Here is a 19,042-nt window from a genome sequence, read left to right as displayed (position 1 = left end):
GATACGTTACAAACACAGTGTAACAGTTGTAGGTTTAAGAAGTGGCCGGAGTAATCTTACTCCGGCCTTTTTGTTTGAACCCCAAAAATGCTCTTACCTTTGGCGAAAGCGATTTTTTCGCGGAGGCTTGTTGATGGCCTGCGGCCGGCTTAAATTACTTTCTTGCTAAGAGGAGCATATGTGATACAGGGAACGGTATCTCCTGTAACTGATCTTCTTCCTGCCTGAAGAGTTTTGTTTTCCCTTCCAGCCTGTTTTCTACAATCCATTCATTCCTGTATGGCTTAGACAATCTATCTACCCGGAAGCCGGCAGTTTCCAGCTCTTTTTGCCAGTCAGCAAAACTCCAGAAACAGAAGGTTTCGTGCATTTCACTCAGCCAGTTATCAGTATAATCTTTTGTAAAGAGGAACTCACAGGCATCCTGCATACGCAGGCGGCAATAGGTTTGCCCGCCGATGGTGATCCATTCATAAGCCAGTTTATAATCTTCCTGGTGGCGGAAATCCTGGGCAAAGCGAATGAACTTAGCACGGGTAGAGAGTTTCTCCAATGCAGCAGCCAGTTCCTGATTGTCGGTGATACCTTGTGCAGGAAGTTTGTTTTCACCATCTGTATGATCCAGCCAGAGTAACACGACCTCGTCTTTGTTCTCAGGTCCTACCACATCCCTGTTGATCCATACACCACCGGGAGCCAGCTCCTGGTAACGGTTGGCGATGAAATCACGCAGGTCCTGCTCACTGCCATAAGAGGCAATTTCGTGGGTGAGCGAAGAGGTATGAATGGTGTTCATACTACTTGCATCAAAGACAAGACTGGTCACCGCATTCTTCTGGGAGAAGAAGACGGATGGATTTGCGAAATCGCCATTGTGTTTACGCTGGTAGCATATTTCAAAGAGATGACGGGACACTTCGATACCATAGAAATCACATTCATGGAGGCGATCATCCTCGCAGCCCATTTTGATCCATGAGCCGGCTGCACAGCCAATATCACCGATGTTGCCGGGTTGTATATAGGGTGCTGTCTCCTGGTATTTCAGGGCGGCGATATCGTCCATTTGTTTTACATAGGCGTTGTAATCGCGGGTAGTGGTGAGGTCGCCATCGGCCCCAATGATGGGGTCTTTGAGAATGTGCTGTACCTTCTCCCCTATCTTGTACTGCTTCCAGATCTTGAACGAAGCGGGATGGATGAGATCCAATACTGTTCTATCCTTTTGCCAGTCCGGAGATTGGGCAATGAGGCGAACGATGTCCCACGGCAATGGATGTTCCAGGTTGCCGGTGGTGATATCCAGTTCCGCAGGCAATACTTTGTACCCAAGGGAAGTGTACATATCCTTTACCGGTGTACTGCAAATGACCACGGTATTTTCAGGCGTGAGCTGGTGCAAACCTTCGCTGCTATGACGGATACTCTTGAGTGTATAGCCTGCGAAGTCATTGATCTCGCCCACATCGTCTATTCCATATACAAACACAGGGATATCCAGATAACTGGAAAACTCCTGGATGATCATGGAGCGGAGATAGAAAGGAACCGGGTTACGCTTTGTACCCAGGTGATTGGCGGAAGTAACGGCAAATATAACCGCTGTGATAGCGGAAGCTGGCATAGCCTGGCCCTGAACATCCTGCTCTCCTTCCAGTTGGTTCTGCAATAATCTGTGCAGGTACTTGAACTGAAAGTCTGACAATAGGTGATGTCTACCCGGAATTAGTAAAAACATGGTGGGAAATTACAAAACAGTGAGTATTTACACAAGACACCCTCCCTCTTACACAGGCAAGAGAGGGGGTGTTAAGAAGGTCAACAGCCGGCTTTTTTTGCAGTAACGCCTCCATGCTGGAGTATAACTATTTGTAAAGCCGGCTTAGGTGCGATGTTGTACCAGCTCTGTATAGAAGCGTTTCTTTTTGCTAAGGACGAGGCCTGCGGCGGGCATTTCAGGAATTGCCGCAGGCCGTATGAAGAGACAAACAATAGATGAAAGGTCAGATCTGTGCTCTGGTCTTGATATCGTTAAATGTATATGAAGTTTTTATTTCTCCATTTTCAAACACGGTAATCAATTCATCTTTAAGGCCGGCAGACTCACTTTCGGGGATGGTGACAAAGGCGCCATCTTTTTTCACTAATACCTGTTTGCCGGATTTGGATTTCTTGAAAGAGACACGGGTGTTACCGTTTGCATCCAGTTCCAATGGGTTTTTCTGTACATTGATGCCTTTCCCATTTACCACTGCGTAAGCGCATTTTAAAGCGTATTCCTGCGTATCTCTGTTCACTCTCTGTAATAGTGCTCCACCCATACCCAATACCAGGTTTTCGGCGCTGATACCGGCATTTTTCAATGCTTCGTAGATGGTGGGGATAGAAGAATAGCTAATACCATCACCCTGGATAACGCGTACCTGCGGAGGCAATACTTTGTAACCTTTTTCATTGATCGTGTAGCCGAATTTTTCCGTGAGTACTTCGAATACTTTCAACAGGGTTGCAACAGCATCGCCGCTATCAGGGCGGATCACCAATGTACCTTCTCTTTGCAGGATCTGTTCTTTCAAGTCAGTACCCCAGTATTCTTCACAAGCTCTGATAATGTTGTAAGAATCAGATACGCAGGCAATGGTGCCGGTTGGGAAACTATCCAGTACATGTTTGAAGATCTCCTTTTCTCCCGGTTCACCTAACAAGGTCATGATAGAGTGTTCTGTAGCAGGAATAGAGAGGCCGGGAGCGGTGGGTGCTTTGTAATATCTTTTGGCAAATGTAGAACCGATGATGGTATCGCTACCTGCAAAGTTGATCAGGTGTGCACTACCACCCCATCCTGCGCTTTCTACAGAGCTGGCGCCACGAAAGCCGAAGTCATTCAGCACGAAGTCGATGCCTGCGAAAGATGCGGGGCTGGCGGTTTCATCGTAATATTTCTTTACGACTTTTTTAATTTCACGACTCATGGTAGCTACGGTACTTGGGTACCACACCTGCATAAGCAGTGTTTCGAGGAAGTTGGTGAGCCAGAAGCAATTCGGATCGGTGTTTTCGATAGTCATCAGTACATTGTGTGTAGCGGTGACGGTACCTTCCGGAACGGCTTTGATTCTTATTGGCAGGCGACCGCCATGTTGCTCGATGATATATTCAAATTTGGTGCGATCGAATATATCGTTGCGACCAAATACTTCATTCAATTCAATTTCTGCTTCGTCAATTTTTTCTTTGGTGATCACTACGCCTTGCAGGTATTCCATGAGCAGATATTGGAGACCGTAGAATACAGTTTCGTTGAACTTGCCGCCCCGGCTTTCAAGGTAGGAGTAGATATATTCAGTACCGGGTATGTACAGTTTGTGGTGAGAGTATTTATAGGCGTCGGCTAAGAGTATGAGGTTTTCCTTTGTCATGATTCTTTGATTTAGGCGTTAGCAGAATATTTATCAGCAAGTTTTTCCAGCAATGGGATGTGTACAGGTTGGATGTCACCGTTAGCGATCATTTCACTGAGCTTGTTAACCGGTACCCAGCGCAGGGCGGCGATATCGTCGGCAGCAATGGGTTCTCCGAATATCAGGTCAGTACTGAATAAGGTCGTAATGATCTTGTCTACTTCGGAGCGGTAGCGCCAGTCGTCCATCTGCATGGAGAGTTCGTATTGCATAGGGCTGGTTTCCAGTTGACCGCATTCTTCCTGCAATTCGCGGCGGGCGGCGGCATCAAAGTTTTGATCTTCAGGATCTGTGAAACCACCGGGCAGGCGCCAGGCATGTTCGGCAGGTTTGCGACCCAGTAACAATTCTGTGCGATTGTGTCTGAATACGGCGATATCTACGGTTGGATATACTTTCGGAAACTGATTGTATGTATTGTAGATAATGCCGGCTCTGAATTCTTCAGTATCAAATACTTTGTCAGACACTGCTTCGCGCAGGGCGGTAGCATTGTAGTCCTTTACAGGAGGCAGGTCATTGGTTGGATATCGGCCACCGTAGTAAGGGATGAAACTATCCCGGCTGCCGTACAGCACGAATGATTCGTGGGGGAAGTTAGTCGAGAGCAATTCATCCAGTTTGGAGGACCATACTTTATCATCGGCCTGATCGCTCAGCGGGAGGATGATGATATCGGAGAAGAGTTGTTTGATCATTCTCTCCCTGGTATAATAATCCAGCGGATGCTTGCGGCTACCTTTCACCGGGCTTACGCCGAGTACGATGATAAGGCGGTTATGCTTTTGCTTTACCTGCCGGATCAGTTCCAGGTGACCTTCGTGAAGGCTGGGTGTCTGAAAGCGGGCGATGATTACTCCTGTCGGTTTTAGCGTTGTCATATACCAGTGTTTTGTGTAACTTCTACACAAATATAAAAGGGTTCTTTTATATACGCAAAATATTTTTGGTGAAATGTACACAAATATAGTTTACGTATTGATTATCAATGATAAAAAAATTCCCCCTCCTTTTTGACAGGTAGGGGGATATAAAGAATGTCAGTTATGATCCATTAGATTTCGAACATAATTCCTTCCTGCTTCAATTGAAAATACCGTTCTTCATTGAAACTGTACAACTTGGCGGGTCTGCCTGCGGAGGGATGTTTTAGTTTTTCATTATGTTCCATTAATATCCCAAAGTGATTCATTTTCTTCTGGAAGTTACGTCTGTCTATAGGGCGGTCCAGAACAGTTTCATACAGTTTTTCCAGGTCAGAAATAGGAAACTTCTTATCCAGCAATTCGAAGCCGATAGGTTCGTACCGGATTTTGTTACGCAATCTTTTGACAGCGGTAGATACGATCTCGCCGTGGTCAAACGCCAATGCGGGTAAATTTTTTATATCGAACCAGCGGGCGTCTTCAGCATCTGAGCTGGCTGCCAGCTTGAAGTTAGTAGGATTGACGAGTCCGAAGAAGGCGATGGAAATAATCCTGCCACGGGGATCGCGTTCTGGTCTGCCGAAGGTATACAGCTGTTCCAGGTAGTTGATGTGCACACCGGCTTCGGTGAGCAGTTCGCGTGTCACGGCGTCTTCCAGTGTTTCGCCATTCAGTACGAAGCCACCGGGTAGTGCCCAGTCATGAATAAAAGGGTCTATTGTCCGTTTGATCAGCAATACGGAAATGCTTCCTTTGGCAGTGTAACCAAATACAACTGCATCAACACAAAGGCGTATGTCTTGTCTAGGTCCCAAATGATGTAAGAGGGTTATTTAATATAATTGGTCACCTGCGTGCTATCTTTTTTCAGGTTGATGAACAGCGGGCTTTTCTGCGGGTCAAATGCGATGATCGTATTTGACTGCCAGGCATCTTCAGGCGCCGGTAGTTCGAGCATAACTTCCAACCCGTTTGCACGGCGGAAGAGGAGGCTGTCTTTGGTGACGAGGTGTTTTTTGAACCCATGTCTTTCCAGTATGCGGGCCATTTCTTCCTGACGCTGTAAGACGATATTGGTAAGGGAGTCACTACTCACTGGTTGGGCATTGCGTAGCACATAGCTTTTCCCGGTCACGACGTCGTAAGCTGAGGCATCCCGGTTATCGTTACGCGACTGATTACACGAAAAGAAGAAGGTGGCTACCGTAAATATCAACAAAACAGGCTTCATATCACGATATTGAAGCTGCAAGATACCGGATTTAGAAAAAATAGCACAAAAAACGCTTTTGCCGTATGGCAGAAGCGTTTTTTGTGCGTGCGTATGCGTCTTCTGTGGTCTGTTTAGAATTGGATATCGAATTTCTTTTCCTGTGCACCTCTTTTTACCCATACAGTTGTCTTGTCGCCTTTTTTGAAGCTGGCGAGGGCCTGCATGTAATCTTCGAGGTTGGAGACAGTATGGTTACCCAGCTTAATAATGATGTCATTCGCAGCTAAACCCGCTTTGTATGCGGTTTTTCCCTCTGTGACCGCATCTACATGTACCCCATTCTTCTGCCAGGTATAATCGGGCATAATACCCAGGGTCACGGGAAAACGGGTACTGGTAGCCATCTGCTTATCCTTCGTTTTGGTAAATGCCAGTTTGGTCATGCCATTCGTTTTTTCCACGATATCATACACCATCTTCAGCACCACCACTTCACCATTATAATTAATCCTGTCCACATCGTCAGAAGGTTTGTGATAATCAGCATGGGAGCCGGTGAAGAAAAACAGCACCGGTATATTCTTCAGGTAAAAAGAAGTATGATCGGAAGGCCCTGTGCCTGAAGAATCGAAAGTCAGTTTTATGCCTGCCGGCGCCGCTGCTTTTACGACCTCCGGCCATACGGGAGAGGTGCCTACCCCTCCTACCTGCAAACCTTTGGATGTATCCAGGCGGCCTATCATATCCATATTGATCATATAATCCACCGATCCCAGCTCCACAGGGGAATGATCTGCGAAATATTTGGAACCAAAGAGGCCCAGTTCTTCCCCGGAGAAGGCGGTGAACAGGACGTTGTATTTATTGAAATGCGCAGCTTTCAGTAAGCGGGCCAGTTCAATCAGCGCTGCTGTACCGCTGGCATTGTCATCGGCGCCATTGTGAATAGATTTATCATTGGGGGCCAGGGAGTTATGGTCCTCTCCTTTGCCAAGGTGGTCAAAGTGAGCACCTATGATGATAGTAGCAGGTGCTTTATTGTCCAAAAAACCGATTACATTGGTGCCGGTGCGTTTATTGGCGCCAAAGACCACGTTCATACTCACCTGAACTTCTTCAGCATTTTCCATGGTTTTGCTGATGCCGTCTGTCACCCACATTACCGGAATGGTGAGTGGGGTGGTTTCTTTTGACAACCATTTATGTACATCGGCAGCAGTTTCAGGGCCATTGTAGAAAACAACCCCGGTTGCTCCGGCTTTTGCTGCTTCGGCAGCTGCCTGGTGGTAGATCTCCAGCGGATCAGTATGTGGATCAGATTCAATGTCTTTTACATTGAGCAACCAGATATTATCCGGTTCATTTACCGCTGGCATTACATCGCCTTTTGCACGCTTTTGAGCGCTGAAAGGCAATGGAATGTACTGTTCAACGGGTATGAGCGCGTTGTTATTAATTGTCAGGGAGCTGGCAGGATCGATGGTTTTGCCTTCATTGACAGGGAACGTCTGGAGGTAGCCATTGTCTCCTTTGGGAGTCAGGCCGGCTTGTTTCATTTGTGCTGAAATGTAGCTAGCCGCCAATTGTTCACCGGGACTGCCCGTGAGGCGTCCTTCCAATTTGTCGCTGGCCAGGTAGCTAATGTGGGTCTGTAGGTTTCCCAGAGTCTTACGGTCGGCTTTCTTTTGGGCGGTCAGTTGCGCAGAAGGCAGCACGAGCGCCAGCAGCCAAATGGAGTGCTTCACAGTTGTATGCATATTTTAAAGAGATCAAGAGACGATAGTCATTCCAAGCAAGAGATAACCCGGTATCTAAGTTGTTGGTTAGCAAATCATACACCGCGGGATAATAACATTCATATCCTTTACGTTGTTTAGATTCCCGGTTCAAATTTATGACGCTGCAGCATAACTATTGTGACGGAAAAGGCAATTATTGGTCCAATTTCGCCGAATTTGGAAAATCAACCTATTTTTGCGGGGCTTAAACAAAAACTAAACTATAAGCATACCCAAAACAAGCACCGATCATTAGATTATGAAGAACACACCATTTACAAACAAACACATAGCGCTGGGCGCTAAGATGGCAGCCTTTGCAGGTTATAACATGCCTATCTCTTACACTGGTATCAATGATGAGCATCAGGCCGTGCGTACGAATGCCGGGGTATTTGACGTCAGCCATATGGGTGAGTTCATGTTAAAAGGGGAGCATGCGCTGGATCTGATTCAACGGGTAACCAGTAATGATGCCTCCAAACTGACGGCTGGGAAAGCACAATACAGCTGTTTGCCTAATGAAGAAGGTGGTATTGTGGATGACCTCCTGGTGTACTGCATCGAGGAAAATAAGGTATATATGCTGGTGGTAAATGCCAGCAACATCGAAAAAGACTGGAACTGGATCAGCAAATTCAATACGAAGGGTGTGGACATGCAGAATATTTCTGACCGCACCTGTCTGCTGGCTATTCAGGGGCCTAATGCTGCGAGCATGCTGCAATCCCTGACCAGTACAGACCTGGTAAACCTGAAATACTACACTTTCGCGAAAGGTGAATTTGCAGGTGTATCCAATGTGATCATCAGTGCTACAGGTTATACCGGTGCTGGTGGTATTGAGATCTATTTTGAAGATAAAGACGATAATGCAGACAAGATCTGGGATGCCATCTTCGCGGTGGGTGGTCCTAAAGGTCTGAAACCTATTGGTCTGGGAGCAAGAGATACCCTGCGACTGGAAATGGGCTTCTGTCTGTATGGCAATGATATTGACGACAGCACCTCTCCGCTTGAAGCTGGTCTGGGCTGGATCACGAAATTTACAAAAGAATTTACGGCACGTAGTATCTTTGAAGCGCAAAAGGTTGCCGGTTTGAAACAGAAACTGGTAGGTTTTGAAATGGTTGACAAGGGTATTCCCCGTCATGACTATGAAATCAAGGATGCCAATGGTCAGGTCATAGGCCGCGTTACTTCTGGTACACAATCGCCTTCTATGCAGAAAGCGGTAGGTCTGGGCTATGTTCAAACACCTTTTGCCGCACTGGATTCCGAGATCTTTGTAGCTGTAAGGGATAAGCTATTGAAAGCCAAGGTGGTGAAAGTACCGTTCTTAAGCTAATACACCTTTTTAAAACCATATCGCTATGCCTACCATTCATCTAACTACTGTAATTCGTGCTCCAATGGACAGGGTTTTTGACCTGAGCCGGAGTATCACCCTGCACAAGCGCAGTATGTCGCACCTGCAGGAAGACGCGATAAAAGGCTGTGTAAACGGTCTGATTGAAGCTGACGAAACAGTGACCTGGCAAGCTAAACATTTGGGTAAAATCAGACAGCTGACCACCCGCATTACGGAGATGCGCCATAAAGAGTATTTCTGTGACGAGATGGTAAACGGAGACTTTACCTATATGAAGCATGAACATCATTTTAAGCAAATCGAAAATGCTACGATAGCTATTGATGTATTTGAATATGGCACCCCTTACGGGCGTCTGGGCAGATGGTTTGAGAAGTTGTATCTGAACAGGTACATGACGCAGTTGCTGAAGATGCGTAATGATGTCATCAAGGACTATGCGGAGACCGAAAAATGGAGAGTAATATTAGATTGATAATGAGCAAAGAAGAAACACAGTTACCATCTTTAGAAGTATGTTTATCGCCTGCTTTACTGCACCTGCATGAGATAAAAGGTAGTATTGTAGTGATTATCGATGTTTTGAGAGCCACATCCACCATTTGTACAGCACTGTACAATGGCGCTGCCAGGGTAATACCGGTAGCCACCGTGCCGGATTGTATCCGTATAGGTACCGAACTGGGGGCGATCACTGCCGGTGAAAGAGACGGCCGGGTAGCTGAAGGTCTGGAGCATGGTAATTCGCCTTTTGAATACACCCGCGGGTTTATCGGGGGCAAAACACTGGTGCTTACTACTACCAATGGCACCAAGCTGTTGCATATGGCTAAGGATGCGGAACAGATCATTACGGGTTCTTTCCCTAATCTCTCTGCGGTGTGCGATTACCTGATTGCGCAAAAGCGCCCTGTGATACTGGGTTGCGCTGCCTGGAAGGATAAGGTGAACCTGGAAGACACGCTCTTTGCCGGTGCTGTGATCAGTCGCATTAAGGAGCACTTCATTATTAATGATGATGCTGCCCTGGCTGCTGAAATGCTGTATACCTCCAACAAGGATAATATCCAGGAAATGATGACCCAGGCATCGCATTACAAGCGTCTGGCGAAGTTTGGTCTGCAAAAAGACATTCAGTATTGCCTGACTCCCGACGGGGCAAATGTGCTTCCGCTTTATAAAAATGGAGAGTTGGTAATTGTAAAATAAATCTTAAAGTCCCCGGCGATTTTCCTTGCCGGGGGCTATTCATTTTATTGAAACCCCCTTCTGTTCAGGGGTTTGTCTGCAGGGACCTTGTCTGACCCTTCACTGCGTCCCTCCCGCTCATCTTTTTTACGATTTTTCTGTGTACTTTTGTGAATTGCCTTCTAGCCATCTGCTAAATATTTTAGTTTTTAACCCGCAAGTGGTCAGAATAAAATAAGGCAAACTGATACTATGTCGCTACCCCAGTTGCTCAAATATGTGTACAATAACGGAACCGATGAGGTGATCCGCAGGGGGAAACGCATATTTGCTAATGGTGGTGTGGAATTGATTGAGGCAGACCCTATCCTGAAATCGGCCACCTTTCGGGTGAAGAGCGATACCCATGCTAACTACTACCGCGTTTCCATCAACAAATATCACGAGACCAGCAACATGTCTGTGCGCTGTCAATGTCCCTACAACCTGGGAGACATTTGCCGCCATGAGGCTGCTGCCATGTTCCAGTTGCAGGAAATGCTGGACAAGAACCAGTTTGAAAGTTTTGGAATTTCATATAGCCAGCAGCATACACTGGTGAAAATTAAGTCGATTGATATAAAGGCCCTGAAGCTCCTTACCTCCAATGACCTGTTCATGGAAGCGGAGAAACTGGCCAAACAGAGCAAAGCCATCAAAGTTCAGTCAGCAAAAGATGAGAAAGTAGAGGCGATTGTGAAAGACAACGGTACCGAATACCCTGTTATTCTGCAGCGGAACGAGGAGCGTTTTTTTGATACCAGCTGTACCTGTGATGAGTCGGAACATGCGATCTGTAAGCATAAAACCGCCCTGTTCCTGAACCTGCTGAATACCCAGGGGGCTTACTACTTTGATAGTTTGCGTAACTGGGATAAGGAGAAGAACAAACTGCTTGCGCTGTATGGTTACTCTCTTAGCGATGATCTGAATGGTAAATTCACCTTCTCTTATATGGAAGGAAAACCGTTCCTGCGGGTATTGGATCCGAGTATCAAAAGAGTAGATGGACTGAATGCCGGCCGTCTGCCAGCACCGCCCCCTCCTACTGAAACTGCGGCTGTGATCACTCACAGACTGGGTATTGTATTCAATGCCAACGAGTCATTGTACCCTTTCTTCAGGATTGACCTGGTGAGCGGAGAAGTGAATGATGAGGGGGATGCGTTTGTATCGCTGGTGAATAGGCTGGACCTGACCAAGTACGTTGATTTTTACCAATATAAAGAACCTGATCGCGACCTGATCACCCCTATCCGTAAGGTGCAGGGTACGGAAGTGAGCAAGTTCCTGAGCAAGAATTCCCCTTTTGCGGGCATATGGGAAAACATCACCCACGACAATAACGAGTCGGCCCTGCCTACGGAAACCAAGGAGCTGATGCTGGAATACCTGCATCCCAAGCTTGCCAAATTGTTTCCGCAGATAGCAGCTCATGGCTTATTGTTCCTGTTGACCAACCGTCAGCCATTTAAAACCAGGAACCTCCAGGTGGTACAGCTGGCAGGGGAAAGGTTGCAACCCATTTTCAAGACACATGCAGGCAAGGATGCCATTGATATCACCTGTCATGTATCTATACAGGGGGAACTGATGAGTGTATCGGACAATGAATGGGACTGCCCGATCCTGTTTCTGAAAAATGGCGTATTGTACCTGTTCGAAAATCCACAGGATGCACTGCATGTAGAACTGTTCCGCGAACAGGGTCGCCTGCGCATTCCGGCTGGTGAATGGGGTACTTATCTGAAAGATTACCTGTTGCCACTGAGCAAACAGTATAATATACAATTTGATCATACCCTGCTGGCAGAAGTAGACGATGTAGTGCCTGAGGCCAGGGTATTCCTGCGTGAAGTAGGTGAAACGTTCATTATCCAGCCGGGATTCGCCTATCATGGGCAGGAAGTGGAGTGGAATGATGATTCGAAAATCACCGTGCAGGAAGGGAACAAAGTGCTGATCATTCACCGTAATAAAGAGGCGGAACAGCAGTTCGTAGAAAAGCTGTCTGCCCTGCATACCAGCTTCTCCACACCTACCAATAACAACTACTTCTTCCTGAGAGCAAAAGAAGCACTGAAGAACAACTGGTTCTTCCTCTTCTTCGATGCCCTGAAGGAAATGAATGTACGTGTGTTTGGGTTTGAGAACCTGAAGAACTTTAAATTCAGTGCCTACAAGCCGGTTACCAACTTACAGATCAGCTCCGGCATCGACTGGTTCGATGCCCAGATCGAAGTATTGTATGGTGATCAGAAAGTAAGCATCCGCGATATCAAGCACGCGCTGAACAACAAACAGAACTACGTACAACTGGCAGATGGCTCTTTGGGTCTGCTGCCGGAAGAATGGCTGAAGAAATATTCCCTGCTCTTCAAGATCGGGGAAGAAAAAGATAAGGGTGCGCTGAAACTGAGTAAGTATAACTTCAGCGTGATAGATGAACTCTATGAGTTTATTGATGACGAAGCGATCCTGATGGAGCTGGAATCCAAGCGTAGAAAGCTGTTGCAGTTCGACGAGATCCGCAACATCGACCTGCCTCACAACCTCCATGCGACCCTCCGTCCATACCAGGAAAGCGGGTTCCAGTGGCTGAACTACCTCGACGAAGTGAAGTGGGGCGGTATTCTGGCAGATGACATGGGTCTTGGTAAGACCATTCAGGCGCTGACCTTTATACAGCACTACAAGAACAAAAACGACGACAAGTGCATGGCGCTGGTAGTATGTCCTACTACGCTGATCTACAACTGGGAAAATGAAATCAGGAAGTTTACCCCTTCCATGAAATATCATATACATCATGGTCCTGCCCGGCTGAAGGATGCAGAAACATTACAAAAATTCGATATCCTGATCACGACCTATGGTACCCTGCGCAGTGACATTACATTGCTGATGAAACTGGCGCTGGACTATGTAGTACTGGATGAATCGCAGGCAATCAAGAACCCGCAAAGTAAGGTGACCAAGGCTGCACAACTGCTCAATACCCGAAATAAGCTGGCGCTGAGTGGTACCCCGATGCAGAACAACACCTTTGATATATATGCCCAGATGAACTTCCTGAACCCGGGAATGCTGGGTAGTGTAGACTTCTTCCGCAATGAATTTGCCACACCGATTGACAAGTTCCAGGATGAAGAGCGCAAGGATCACCTGCGTAAACTGATCTATCCTTTCATATTGCGCCGTACTAAAGAGCAGGTAGCAAAGGATCTGCCTGAGAAGATTGAGACCGTGATCTTCTGTGAAATGGATGCGGAGCAAAGGCATATTTATGATGCATACCGCAACTCTTATCGTAGCAAGATCCTGGGGGTGATAGAAGATCAGGGTATGGAGCGTTCACAGCTTACCATTCTGCAAGGTTTGATGAAACTGCGCCAGATCTGTGACTCCCCTGCTATCCTCAATGAGGCAGAACAGTATCCAAATCACTCCGTGAAGCTGCATGAGCTGACCCGCGAAATGTCAGAGAACATCAGTAACCACAAGGTGCTGATCTTCTCCCAGTTCCTCGGCATGCTGGGCCTGATCAGGGAAAAGCTGCAGCACATGAAAGTACAGTTTGAGTATTTTGATGGTAGCACCAGTACCAGCGAGCGTGAAAGGGCGATCCAGAATTTCCAGAACAATGAAGAATGCCGTGTATTCCTCATCTCGCTCAAAGCGGGTGGTGTGGGTCTGAACCTCACAGCGGCAGACTATGTATATATTGTAGACCCATGGTGGAACCCGGCTGTAGAGCAACAGGCGATAGACCGTACGCACCGTATTGGGCAAACGAAAAACATCTTTGCTTACCGCATGATCTGTAAGGATACCGTAGAGGAAAAAATCCTTCAGCTGCAGGAGCGTAAGAAATCACTGGTAAAGGAAATCATTGCTGACGATAGCGGTTTTATCAAGAAGCTGACGAAGGAAGATGTATTGTACCTCTTCAGTTAGTAATAATTAGCCAGGAATTTCATAATCAGCACTGGTAAGCCAAACGCGATTCCCATTCCATATAGTAAATTCAGCATGAACATAGATCCTGCTGCACCCAGGTAGATAAGCGCTACGATGGGAACGGTGAGGATTTTGAGCCATAATGGTATATTGTCTCCATGCCAGATGGTGTCCCACAGCACTTTGGCATCTGTGGTGCTGGGAAAGGCATGCATAGCGATAGAGAACCCAAAGTACAGCATGACAAAATCCAGGAAGTTCCCTTCACCAAGAATAAATACGGGTACAGCTGCAGGAAAGGCGATTGTCAGTCCCAGTAAGGTATTGATAATAAATGGTCCGATGCAGATGAACAGCTGGTGAATGGGATTACGTACCGGTTCATGTTTTACATAGCCGGCGGGGTTAGCCATCTGGAAATATTTTACTTCAAATATTGCAACGCCGAAGATCCGGCAGAATAACTGGTGCGCGAATTCATGGACTACTACACCTGGGAAGGTGATGAGCATGATATATATACCGGGTACAAAGATCATAAGTTATTTTACTGTTTTCAGCAGGGTCGCTTTTTCTGCGAGCGCAGCTGGGAGTTGATGATTATAGGATAGCATGCGATCACATATGGATAGCGCTTCTGTGTATTTTTGTTCCTGTCTCAGACATTTAGAGAGCAGCAGAGATGCCGTCCAGTTGGTAGGGTTAGCATGAACGAGTTTTCTTAATATGCTGTCTGCTTCAGGCAGACGGTTTCTTTCGAGGCACTCCCCGGCAGTGGCCAGATCGGGATTTTGAGCGTGGGTTTTATCCCACAGATCTTTAAAAGTGGCTACTTCTTCTGTCAGATCCTCTTTATACCTGAGAGATGGATTTTTTTCTAATTCATTTCTTATCGAATCAGCTGCTTCCAATTTATTATTGTAAAAATAAGCAGTGAGCAGATGAACTTTGGAAGCACCGTTCTGTGGGTACCTCTTAAGTATGGATTGAAATTCATTTTCGGCAGACACAAAATCCCGGTTATCAGCATAAGTGATTCCTTTCTCGTAAGAGATAGCGGCCTTAAAGTGATACTGGAAGCTGTATAGAGAAACGGCGAAGAGGGTACCTAACCCGATGGTTCCCAGCAAGATATTTTTCTTTAACGGGTAGCGGCTAAATCGTTTTCGGCATGTTTTACATAACCTGACGGTATAGCCAGGTTCATAATCCGGGCTATTACATTGAAAGCAGGCATCAGGGCATTCCTGCTCCTCCTGTTCGTTGGGGGCATTCTCGATCATAGGTATTAAAACAGATTAAACCGCAAAAGTTATAGATTAAAATTCATTTTACAAAAAGGGAGGTCTGAGCCGGAAGGGGATTTTGGGAATATTTTAACCCTTTGTTTTATTCCTATTCCATTAAATTTGCCTAATATTCTTTTTCAAGACTTTATACTTAAACATGAAGAAAATATTCTTTACGCTTGGTTTACTGGGCGTTTCTTTCGGAATTTTTGCCCAGGATAACACGCCTAGCACTATCGTTTCGACAAAAGCAAAGACGGGCAATAAGCATTCCAAGGACTTCCTGGTGATCGAATTTGGGTATGTTGGCCTGACTGGTACAGGTGCTGGTAACCTCGATACCAAGTTTAACCGGACGTTTAATGTTGCCCTGATGTACGACATACAGCTGCCAGGAAGTAATATGAGCATTGCGCCAGGTTTAGGAATAGGGTCTGACAACTATATTTTTAACGGCATGACGCTGGACATCACGAATACAAGTGTTCCGTCCAAAACTTCTACAGATGCGTATAAGAAATCAAAACTGAGTACTACTTACCTGGAGATCCCTTTGGAACTGCGTTTCCGTGAGGTACCAGACAATGCTAACAAAGGTTTCAAGGGTGCGATTGGTCTGAAAGCGGGTTATCTGCTGAATGCCCATACCCGTACAGTTGGTAGCAGCAGTGGTTTTAAAGTTATTGAAAAAGAAGGCAGTACATACTGGTTTAATACTTTCCGTCTGGTAGGTACAGCAAGAGTAGGTTATGGCAACTTTGCTATATTTGGTACTTATGCGCTGAATGGAATGTTTAAAGATAACAGCTCATATTCAGTAAACGCTTATTCCTTTGGTATCAGCTTGAGCGGCCTCTAGTCGTATAATGATAACATATTTTGTAGCGGTCTGACCTTTGGTCAGACCGCTACTTATTTTAATTACCGGTGAAGACAGGTTTTCTTTTCTCGATGAATGCCTTGATTCCCTCTTTATTGTCGGTAGTTTTACCGGCGATTTCCTGGCAGTATGCTTCGTAATCCAATACGGTATCCAGGTCTTCAGTCATTCCTTTGGTCAGCATTTTCTTTAATAATGCAATGGCTTTGGTAGGTGCATTGGCATAAAACAATGCTTCTGTCTCAACAGCCTGATCCAGCTCCTCTCCTTTTACTACTTTATTGACCAGTCCCAGTTCCATGGCTTCGGTGGCAGAGAGTTTTGTGGCTTTGGTGGCCAGCTCGAACGCTTTGTGGTAGCCAACAGTACGGGGCAGGAAATAAGATGATCCGGAATCCAGCACCAGGGCGATATTGATAAAGATTTCAATCATTGAGGCTGTTTCGCTGGCAATGATCAGGTCGCAGGCCAGTGCCAGCGAGCATCCAGCGCCGGCGGCTACGCCATTCAATTTGCAGATAACGGGCTTGGGCATATTGCGGATGGCCCGGATGATAGGGTTGTACCGTTTGTGCAGAGATTCACTCAGCTTACGATCGCCGGCTTCCATGGCGGCCTTCAGGTCCTGTCCGCTGCAAAAGGCTTTGCCGGCACCGGTGAGGACCACGGCTCTTACCTGTGGATCTTTTTCTGCCTGCTTCAGGGCGTCCTGCAGCTCATAGCTTTGTTCATCATTAAATGCGTTATAAACATCGGGGCGATTGAGCGTGATGGTTGCAATGTTGTCTTGCACGTGGAGATTGATGGTGTTCATTGGGGGTAATGTTTGGGCTTAAAAAAGTATTTGAATAAAAAGAGCGTGTATCTTTTTTTGATACACGCTCTTTGGTATTATAAAGTTTCAGTGAGCCATTTGAAGAATTCACGTTGCCATACCATGGCGTTTTGTGCTTTCAGCACCCAGTGGTTTTCTTCAGGGAAGTAGAGTAGTTTGCTCTTAATCCCTTTCAGCTGTGCGAGCTGGAAAGCCTGTAAACCCTGCTCGATCGGTACGCGGAAGTCAACCCCACCCTGGATAATGAGGATAGGTGTATTCCACTTATTCGCGTATTCACTTGGGTTGAATTGCTTGTAAGCATTGGCATTTGCAGGATCGAAGTAAGCGCCGATATCCCAGTTGGCGAAGAACAGTTCTTCGGTAGTACCATACCAGCTTTTCAGATCAAAGAGACCATCATGGGCGATAAAGGTTTTGAAGCGGTTTTCGTGTACACCAGCCAGCATGTATACAGAGTAACCGCCATAGCTGGCGCCTACGGCACCCAGTCGGGTCTTGTCTACATATGCTTCTTTACTTACATCGTCGATGGCGCTCAGGTAGTCGCGGATCGGCTGACCACCCCAGTCTTTACTGATGCTTGCATTCCACTCCACGCCATGACCTGGCATACCACGGCGGTTAGGTGCCACGATAATATAGCCTTGAGATGCCATGAGCTGGAAGTTCCAGCGGAAAGAATAGAATTGTGATACAGCAGACTGAGGGCCACCCTGGCAATACAGCAGGGTGGGATATTTCTTGTTTGGATCAAAGTTAGGCGGATAGATCACCCAGCTCAGCATGTCCTTGCCATCGGTAGTTTTGGTCCAGCGCTTTTCTATTTTACACATGGCCGTATTGTCATAGATGGCTTTGTTCACGCTGGTGAGTGGAGTGATAGTACCTTTTGGCAGGGCTACGGTAAAGAGCTCTGCGGCATGGTTCATATCTGTGCTGGCTACTACCAGGGTATTGCCCGCCTGACCTACGATGCCGGAGATGTCGAAGTCGCCGGTGGTTACCTGGCGGATTGCTTTTGAAGCCAGGGTGAGTTCGTGCAGCTGTTCAGTGCCTTTGATCACTGCGAGAAAGAAGAGTTGTTTGCCATCTTTGCTCCAGTGGAAAGAAGCGACGGTGTTGTCCCAGTCTTTGGTCAGATTGGTTTTGGTGCCGGTGCTGCGATCCAGGATAGTGATGTCGTTTTTGTCGGATTCGTAACCATCGTGGGCCATAGAGAGCCATGCGAGGGATTTGCCGTCAGGGCTGAAAGCCGGGCTCACATCGTATCCTTTATTAGCTTCAGAGAGGTTTTTAGTGGTTTTGTCAGCGAGGTTGTATTCGTAAATGTCGGTGTTGGTGCTAAGGGCGTACTCCTTTCCTACCTTCTTTTTGGTGACATAAATGATGCTTTTGCTGTCGGGGCTCCAGATCATATCTTCAGCACCACCGAATGGCATGGTCGGACAATCGTAGGGTTCGTCCGGCATGATATCGACAGGGGTGCCGATTTTGCCATCTTCATAAGTGGCGTAGAAAACGTGCTGGAAGTTACCGTCTTCCCAGGTATCCCAGTGGCGGTAGTTCAGGTTATCGTAGATCTGCACATTGGATTTTGGCAGGTCAGGATAGTGGTCGGCACCGCTTACCTTCTGGAGTTTTACTTCTTTAGAAAAGAGGATGTATTTGCCATCGGGAGAGATGCGGATGTTTGACAGCGCTTCTTCTCCGTGTGTTTTTTGGGTAGCGCCACTGCCATCGGCGTTCATTTCCCACCATTGTCCTTTGAGGGAGTAGCCGATTTTGTTGCCAGGCAGGGTACTTACGTCTCCTTCGCCTCCCGGGGTGGTGGTGAGCTGTTTGGCAGCGCCACCGGTCACAGGGATGGACCAGAGGTTCTTTTCACTTTTGTTTTCAGCGATGTTATAGTTGGACACGCTAAAAATTACAGACTTTCCATCTGTTGTAACTGATTCCCCGCTCACTCTGCCCAGTTGCCAGAGCCGTTCAGGTGTCATTTTCTCCTGGGCCATTGCCATAGTTGTGATGAATAGTGATGTTAACAAAAGAGGTTTATGCATGTTCAGATTTTGTTTGGACGCTAAAAGTAGGAAAAATG

General features: G+C 46.7%; 15 protein-coding genes. 5 read left to right on the top strand and 10 right to left on the bottom strand.

What is annotated here, in order from left to right; all coding sequences use genetic code 11:
• Positions 1–154: 154 nt before the first annotated feature.
• The 6 genes from QQL36_RS07510 to QQL36_RS07485 all read right to left on the bottom strand — a co-directional run bounded on the left by QQL36_RS07510 (position 155) and on the right by QQL36_RS07485 (position 7,345).
• Positions 155–1,738: a transferase gene (locus tag QQL36_RS07510; protein WP_321569429.1), complete on the bottom strand. Its 1,584-nt coding sequence runs from the start codon at positions 1,736–1,738 to the stop codon at positions 155–157.
• Between the two features lie 265 nt (positions 1,739–2,003).
• The gene (locus QQL36_RS07505; protein WP_321569428.1) at positions 2,004–3,419 is read right to left on the bottom strand and encodes a nicotinate phosphoribosyltransferase; all 1,416 of its coding nucleotides are present in this window, start codon (positions 3,417–3,419) and stop codon (positions 2,004–2,006) included.
• An 11-nt stretch (positions 3,420–3,430) separates the two neighbouring features.
• Entirely contained in the window at positions 3,431–4,342 is a 912-nt protein-coding gene (locus QQL36_RS07500) for an NUDIX domain-containing protein (protein WP_083722003.1), read from the bottom strand.
• Between the two features lie 173 nt (positions 4,343–4,515).
• A complete protein-coding gene (locus QQL36_RS07495; protein WP_321569427.1) occupies positions 4,516–5,202 on the bottom strand; it encodes an NUDIX hydrolase in 687 nt (228 codons plus the stop codon).
• Between the two features lie 14 nt (positions 5,203–5,216).
• Entirely contained in the window at positions 5,217–5,618 is a 402-nt protein-coding gene (locus QQL36_RS07490; protein ID WP_321569426.1) for a hypothetical protein, read from the bottom strand.
• Between the two features lie 113 nt (positions 5,619–5,731).
• Positions 5,732–7,345 (bottom strand): M20/M25/M40 family metallo-hydrolase, encoded by a 1,614-nt coding sequence (locus QQL36_RS07485; RefSeq protein WP_321569425.1) that lies wholly within the window; start codon positions 7,343–7,345, stop codon positions 5,732–5,734.
• 292 nt (positions 7,346–7,637) lie between these two features.
• Between QQL36_RS07485 and gcvT the strand changes: the two genes are divergently transcribed.
• From gcvT to QQL36_RS07465, 4 genes are all read left to right on the top strand, one after another.
• Positions 7,638–8,726, top strand: coding sequence for a glycine cleavage system aminomethyltransferase GcvT (gene gcvT / locus QQL36_RS07480; RefSeq protein WP_083722007.1), 1,089 nt, complete (start codon positions 7,638–7,640; stop codon positions 8,724–8,726).
• Positions 8,727–8,751: 25 nt separating this feature from the next.
• Positions 8,752–9,225: an SRPBCC family protein gene (locus QQL36_RS07475; protein ID WP_083722008.1), complete on the top strand. Its 474-nt coding sequence runs from the start codon at positions 8,752–8,754 to the stop codon at positions 9,223–9,225.
• 2 nt (positions 9,226–9,227) lie between these two features.
• Positions 9,228–9,959 (top strand): 2-phosphosulfolactate phosphatase, encoded by a 732-nt coding sequence (locus tag QQL36_RS07470; protein ID WP_083722009.1) that lies wholly within the window; start codon positions 9,228–9,230, stop codon positions 9,957–9,959.
• 231 nt (positions 9,960–10,190) lie between these two features.
• A complete protein-coding gene (locus QQL36_RS07465; RefSeq protein ID WP_083722010.1) occupies positions 10,191–13,934 on the top strand; it encodes a DEAD/DEAH box helicase in 3,744 nt (1,247 codons plus the stop codon).
• On the opposite strand, the gene QQL36_RS07460 is transcribed toward QQL36_RS07465, so the two are convergent.
• Entirely contained in the window at positions 13,931–14,476 is a 546-nt protein-coding gene (locus QQL36_RS07460; RefSeq protein ID WP_235643551.1) for a metalloprotease family protein, read from the bottom strand. The genes QQL36_RS07465 and QQL36_RS07460 overlap by 4 nt on opposite strands.
• Before the next feature lie 3 nt (positions 14,477–14,479).
• Positions 14,480–15,220, bottom strand: a complete 741-nt coding sequence (locus tag QQL36_RS07455; RefSeq protein ID WP_321569424.1) for a tetratricopeptide repeat protein — start codon at positions 15,218–15,220, stop codon at positions 14,480–14,482.
• Positions 15,221–15,383: 163 nt separating this feature from the next.
• Between QQL36_RS07455 and QQL36_RS07450 the strand changes: the two genes are divergently transcribed.
• On the top strand, positions 15,384–16,085 hold the full coding sequence (locus QQL36_RS07450) for a porin family protein (protein WP_083722012.1): 702 nt from the start codon (positions 15,384–15,386) through the stop codon (positions 16,083–16,085).
• Between the two features lie 58 nt (positions 16,086–16,143).
• Here the strand turns inward: QQL36_RS07450 and QQL36_RS07445 are convergent, their stop codons facing one another.
• Together QQL36_RS07445 and QQL36_RS07440 are read right to left on the bottom strand one after the other, a co-directional pair.
• On the bottom strand, positions 16,144–16,920 hold the full coding sequence (locus QQL36_RS07445) for an enoyl-CoA hydratase-related protein (protein WP_083722013.1): 777 nt from the start codon (positions 16,918–16,920) through the stop codon (positions 16,144–16,146).
• Positions 16,921–16,997: 77 nt separating this feature from the next.
• Positions 16,998–19,004 carry a S9 family peptidase gene (locus QQL36_RS07440; protein ID WP_321569423.1) on the bottom strand — a complete coding sequence of 669 codons (2,007 nt, stop codon included), beginning with the start codon at positions 19,002–19,004 and terminating at the stop codon, positions 16,998–17,000.
• Positions 19,005–19,042: the final 38 nt, after the last annotated feature.

Origin of the sequence: Chitinophaga sp. LS1, from assembly GCF_034274695.1 — a bacterium.
GTDB lineage: Bacteria > Bacteroidota > Bacteroidia > Chitinophagales > Chitinophagaceae > Chitinophaga.
This window is presented reverse-complemented; position numbering and strand designations above follow the sequence as displayed.

What these genes read in the sequence shown, in the direction of transcription:
- QQL36_RS07510 (WP_321569429.1), bottom strand. Translation starts at nt 1,738, where the DNA reads ATGTTTTTACTAATTCCGGGTAGACATCACCTATTGTCAGACTTTCAG.
- QQL36_RS07455 (WP_321569424.1), bottom strand. Translation starts at nt 15,220, where the DNA reads ATGATCGAGAATGCCCCCAACGAACAGGAGGAGCAGGAATGCCCTGAT.
- QQL36_RS07475 (WP_083722008.1), top strand. Translation starts at nt 8,752, where the DNA reads ATGCCTACCATTCATCTAACTACTGTAATTCGTGCTCCAATGGACAGG.
- QQL36_RS07445 (WP_083722013.1), bottom strand. Translation starts at nt 16,920, where the DNA reads ATGAACACCATCAATCTCCACGTGCAAGACAACATTGCAACCATCACG.
- QQL36_RS07465 (WP_083722010.1), top strand. Translation starts at nt 10,191, where the DNA reads ATGTCGCTACCCCAGTTGCTCAAATATGTGTACAATAACGGAACCGAT.
- QQL36_RS07500 (WP_083722003.1), bottom strand. Translation starts at nt 4,342, where the DNA reads ATGACAACGCTAAAACCGACAGGAGTAATCATCGCCCGCTTTCAGACA.
- QQL36_RS07440 (WP_321569423.1), bottom strand. Translation starts at nt 19,004, where the DNA reads ATGCATAAACCTCTTTTGTTAACATCACTATTCATCACAACTATGGCA.
- QQL36_RS07470 (WP_083722009.1), top strand. Translation starts at nt 9,228, where the DNA reads ATGAGCAAAGAAGAAACACAGTTACCATCTTTAGAAGTATGTTTATCG.
- gcvT (WP_083722007.1), top strand. Translation starts at nt 7,638, where the DNA reads ATGAAGAACACACCATTTACAAACAAACACATAGCGCTGGGCGCTAAG.
- QQL36_RS07505 (WP_321569428.1), bottom strand. Translation starts at nt 3,419, where the DNA reads ATGACAAAGGAAAACCTCATACTCTTAGCCGACGCCTATAAATACTCT.
- QQL36_RS07490 (WP_321569426.1), bottom strand. Translation starts at nt 5,618, where the DNA reads ATGAAGCCTGTTTTGTTGATATTTACGGTAGCCACCTTCTTCTTTTCG.
- QQL36_RS07450 (WP_083722012.1), top strand. Translation starts at nt 15,384, where the DNA reads ATGAAGAAAATATTCTTTACGCTTGGTTTACTGGGCGTTTCTTTCGGA.
- QQL36_RS07460 (WP_235643551.1), bottom strand. Translation starts at nt 14,476, where the DNA reads ATGATCTTTGTACCCGGTATATATATCATGCTCATCACCTTCCCAGGT.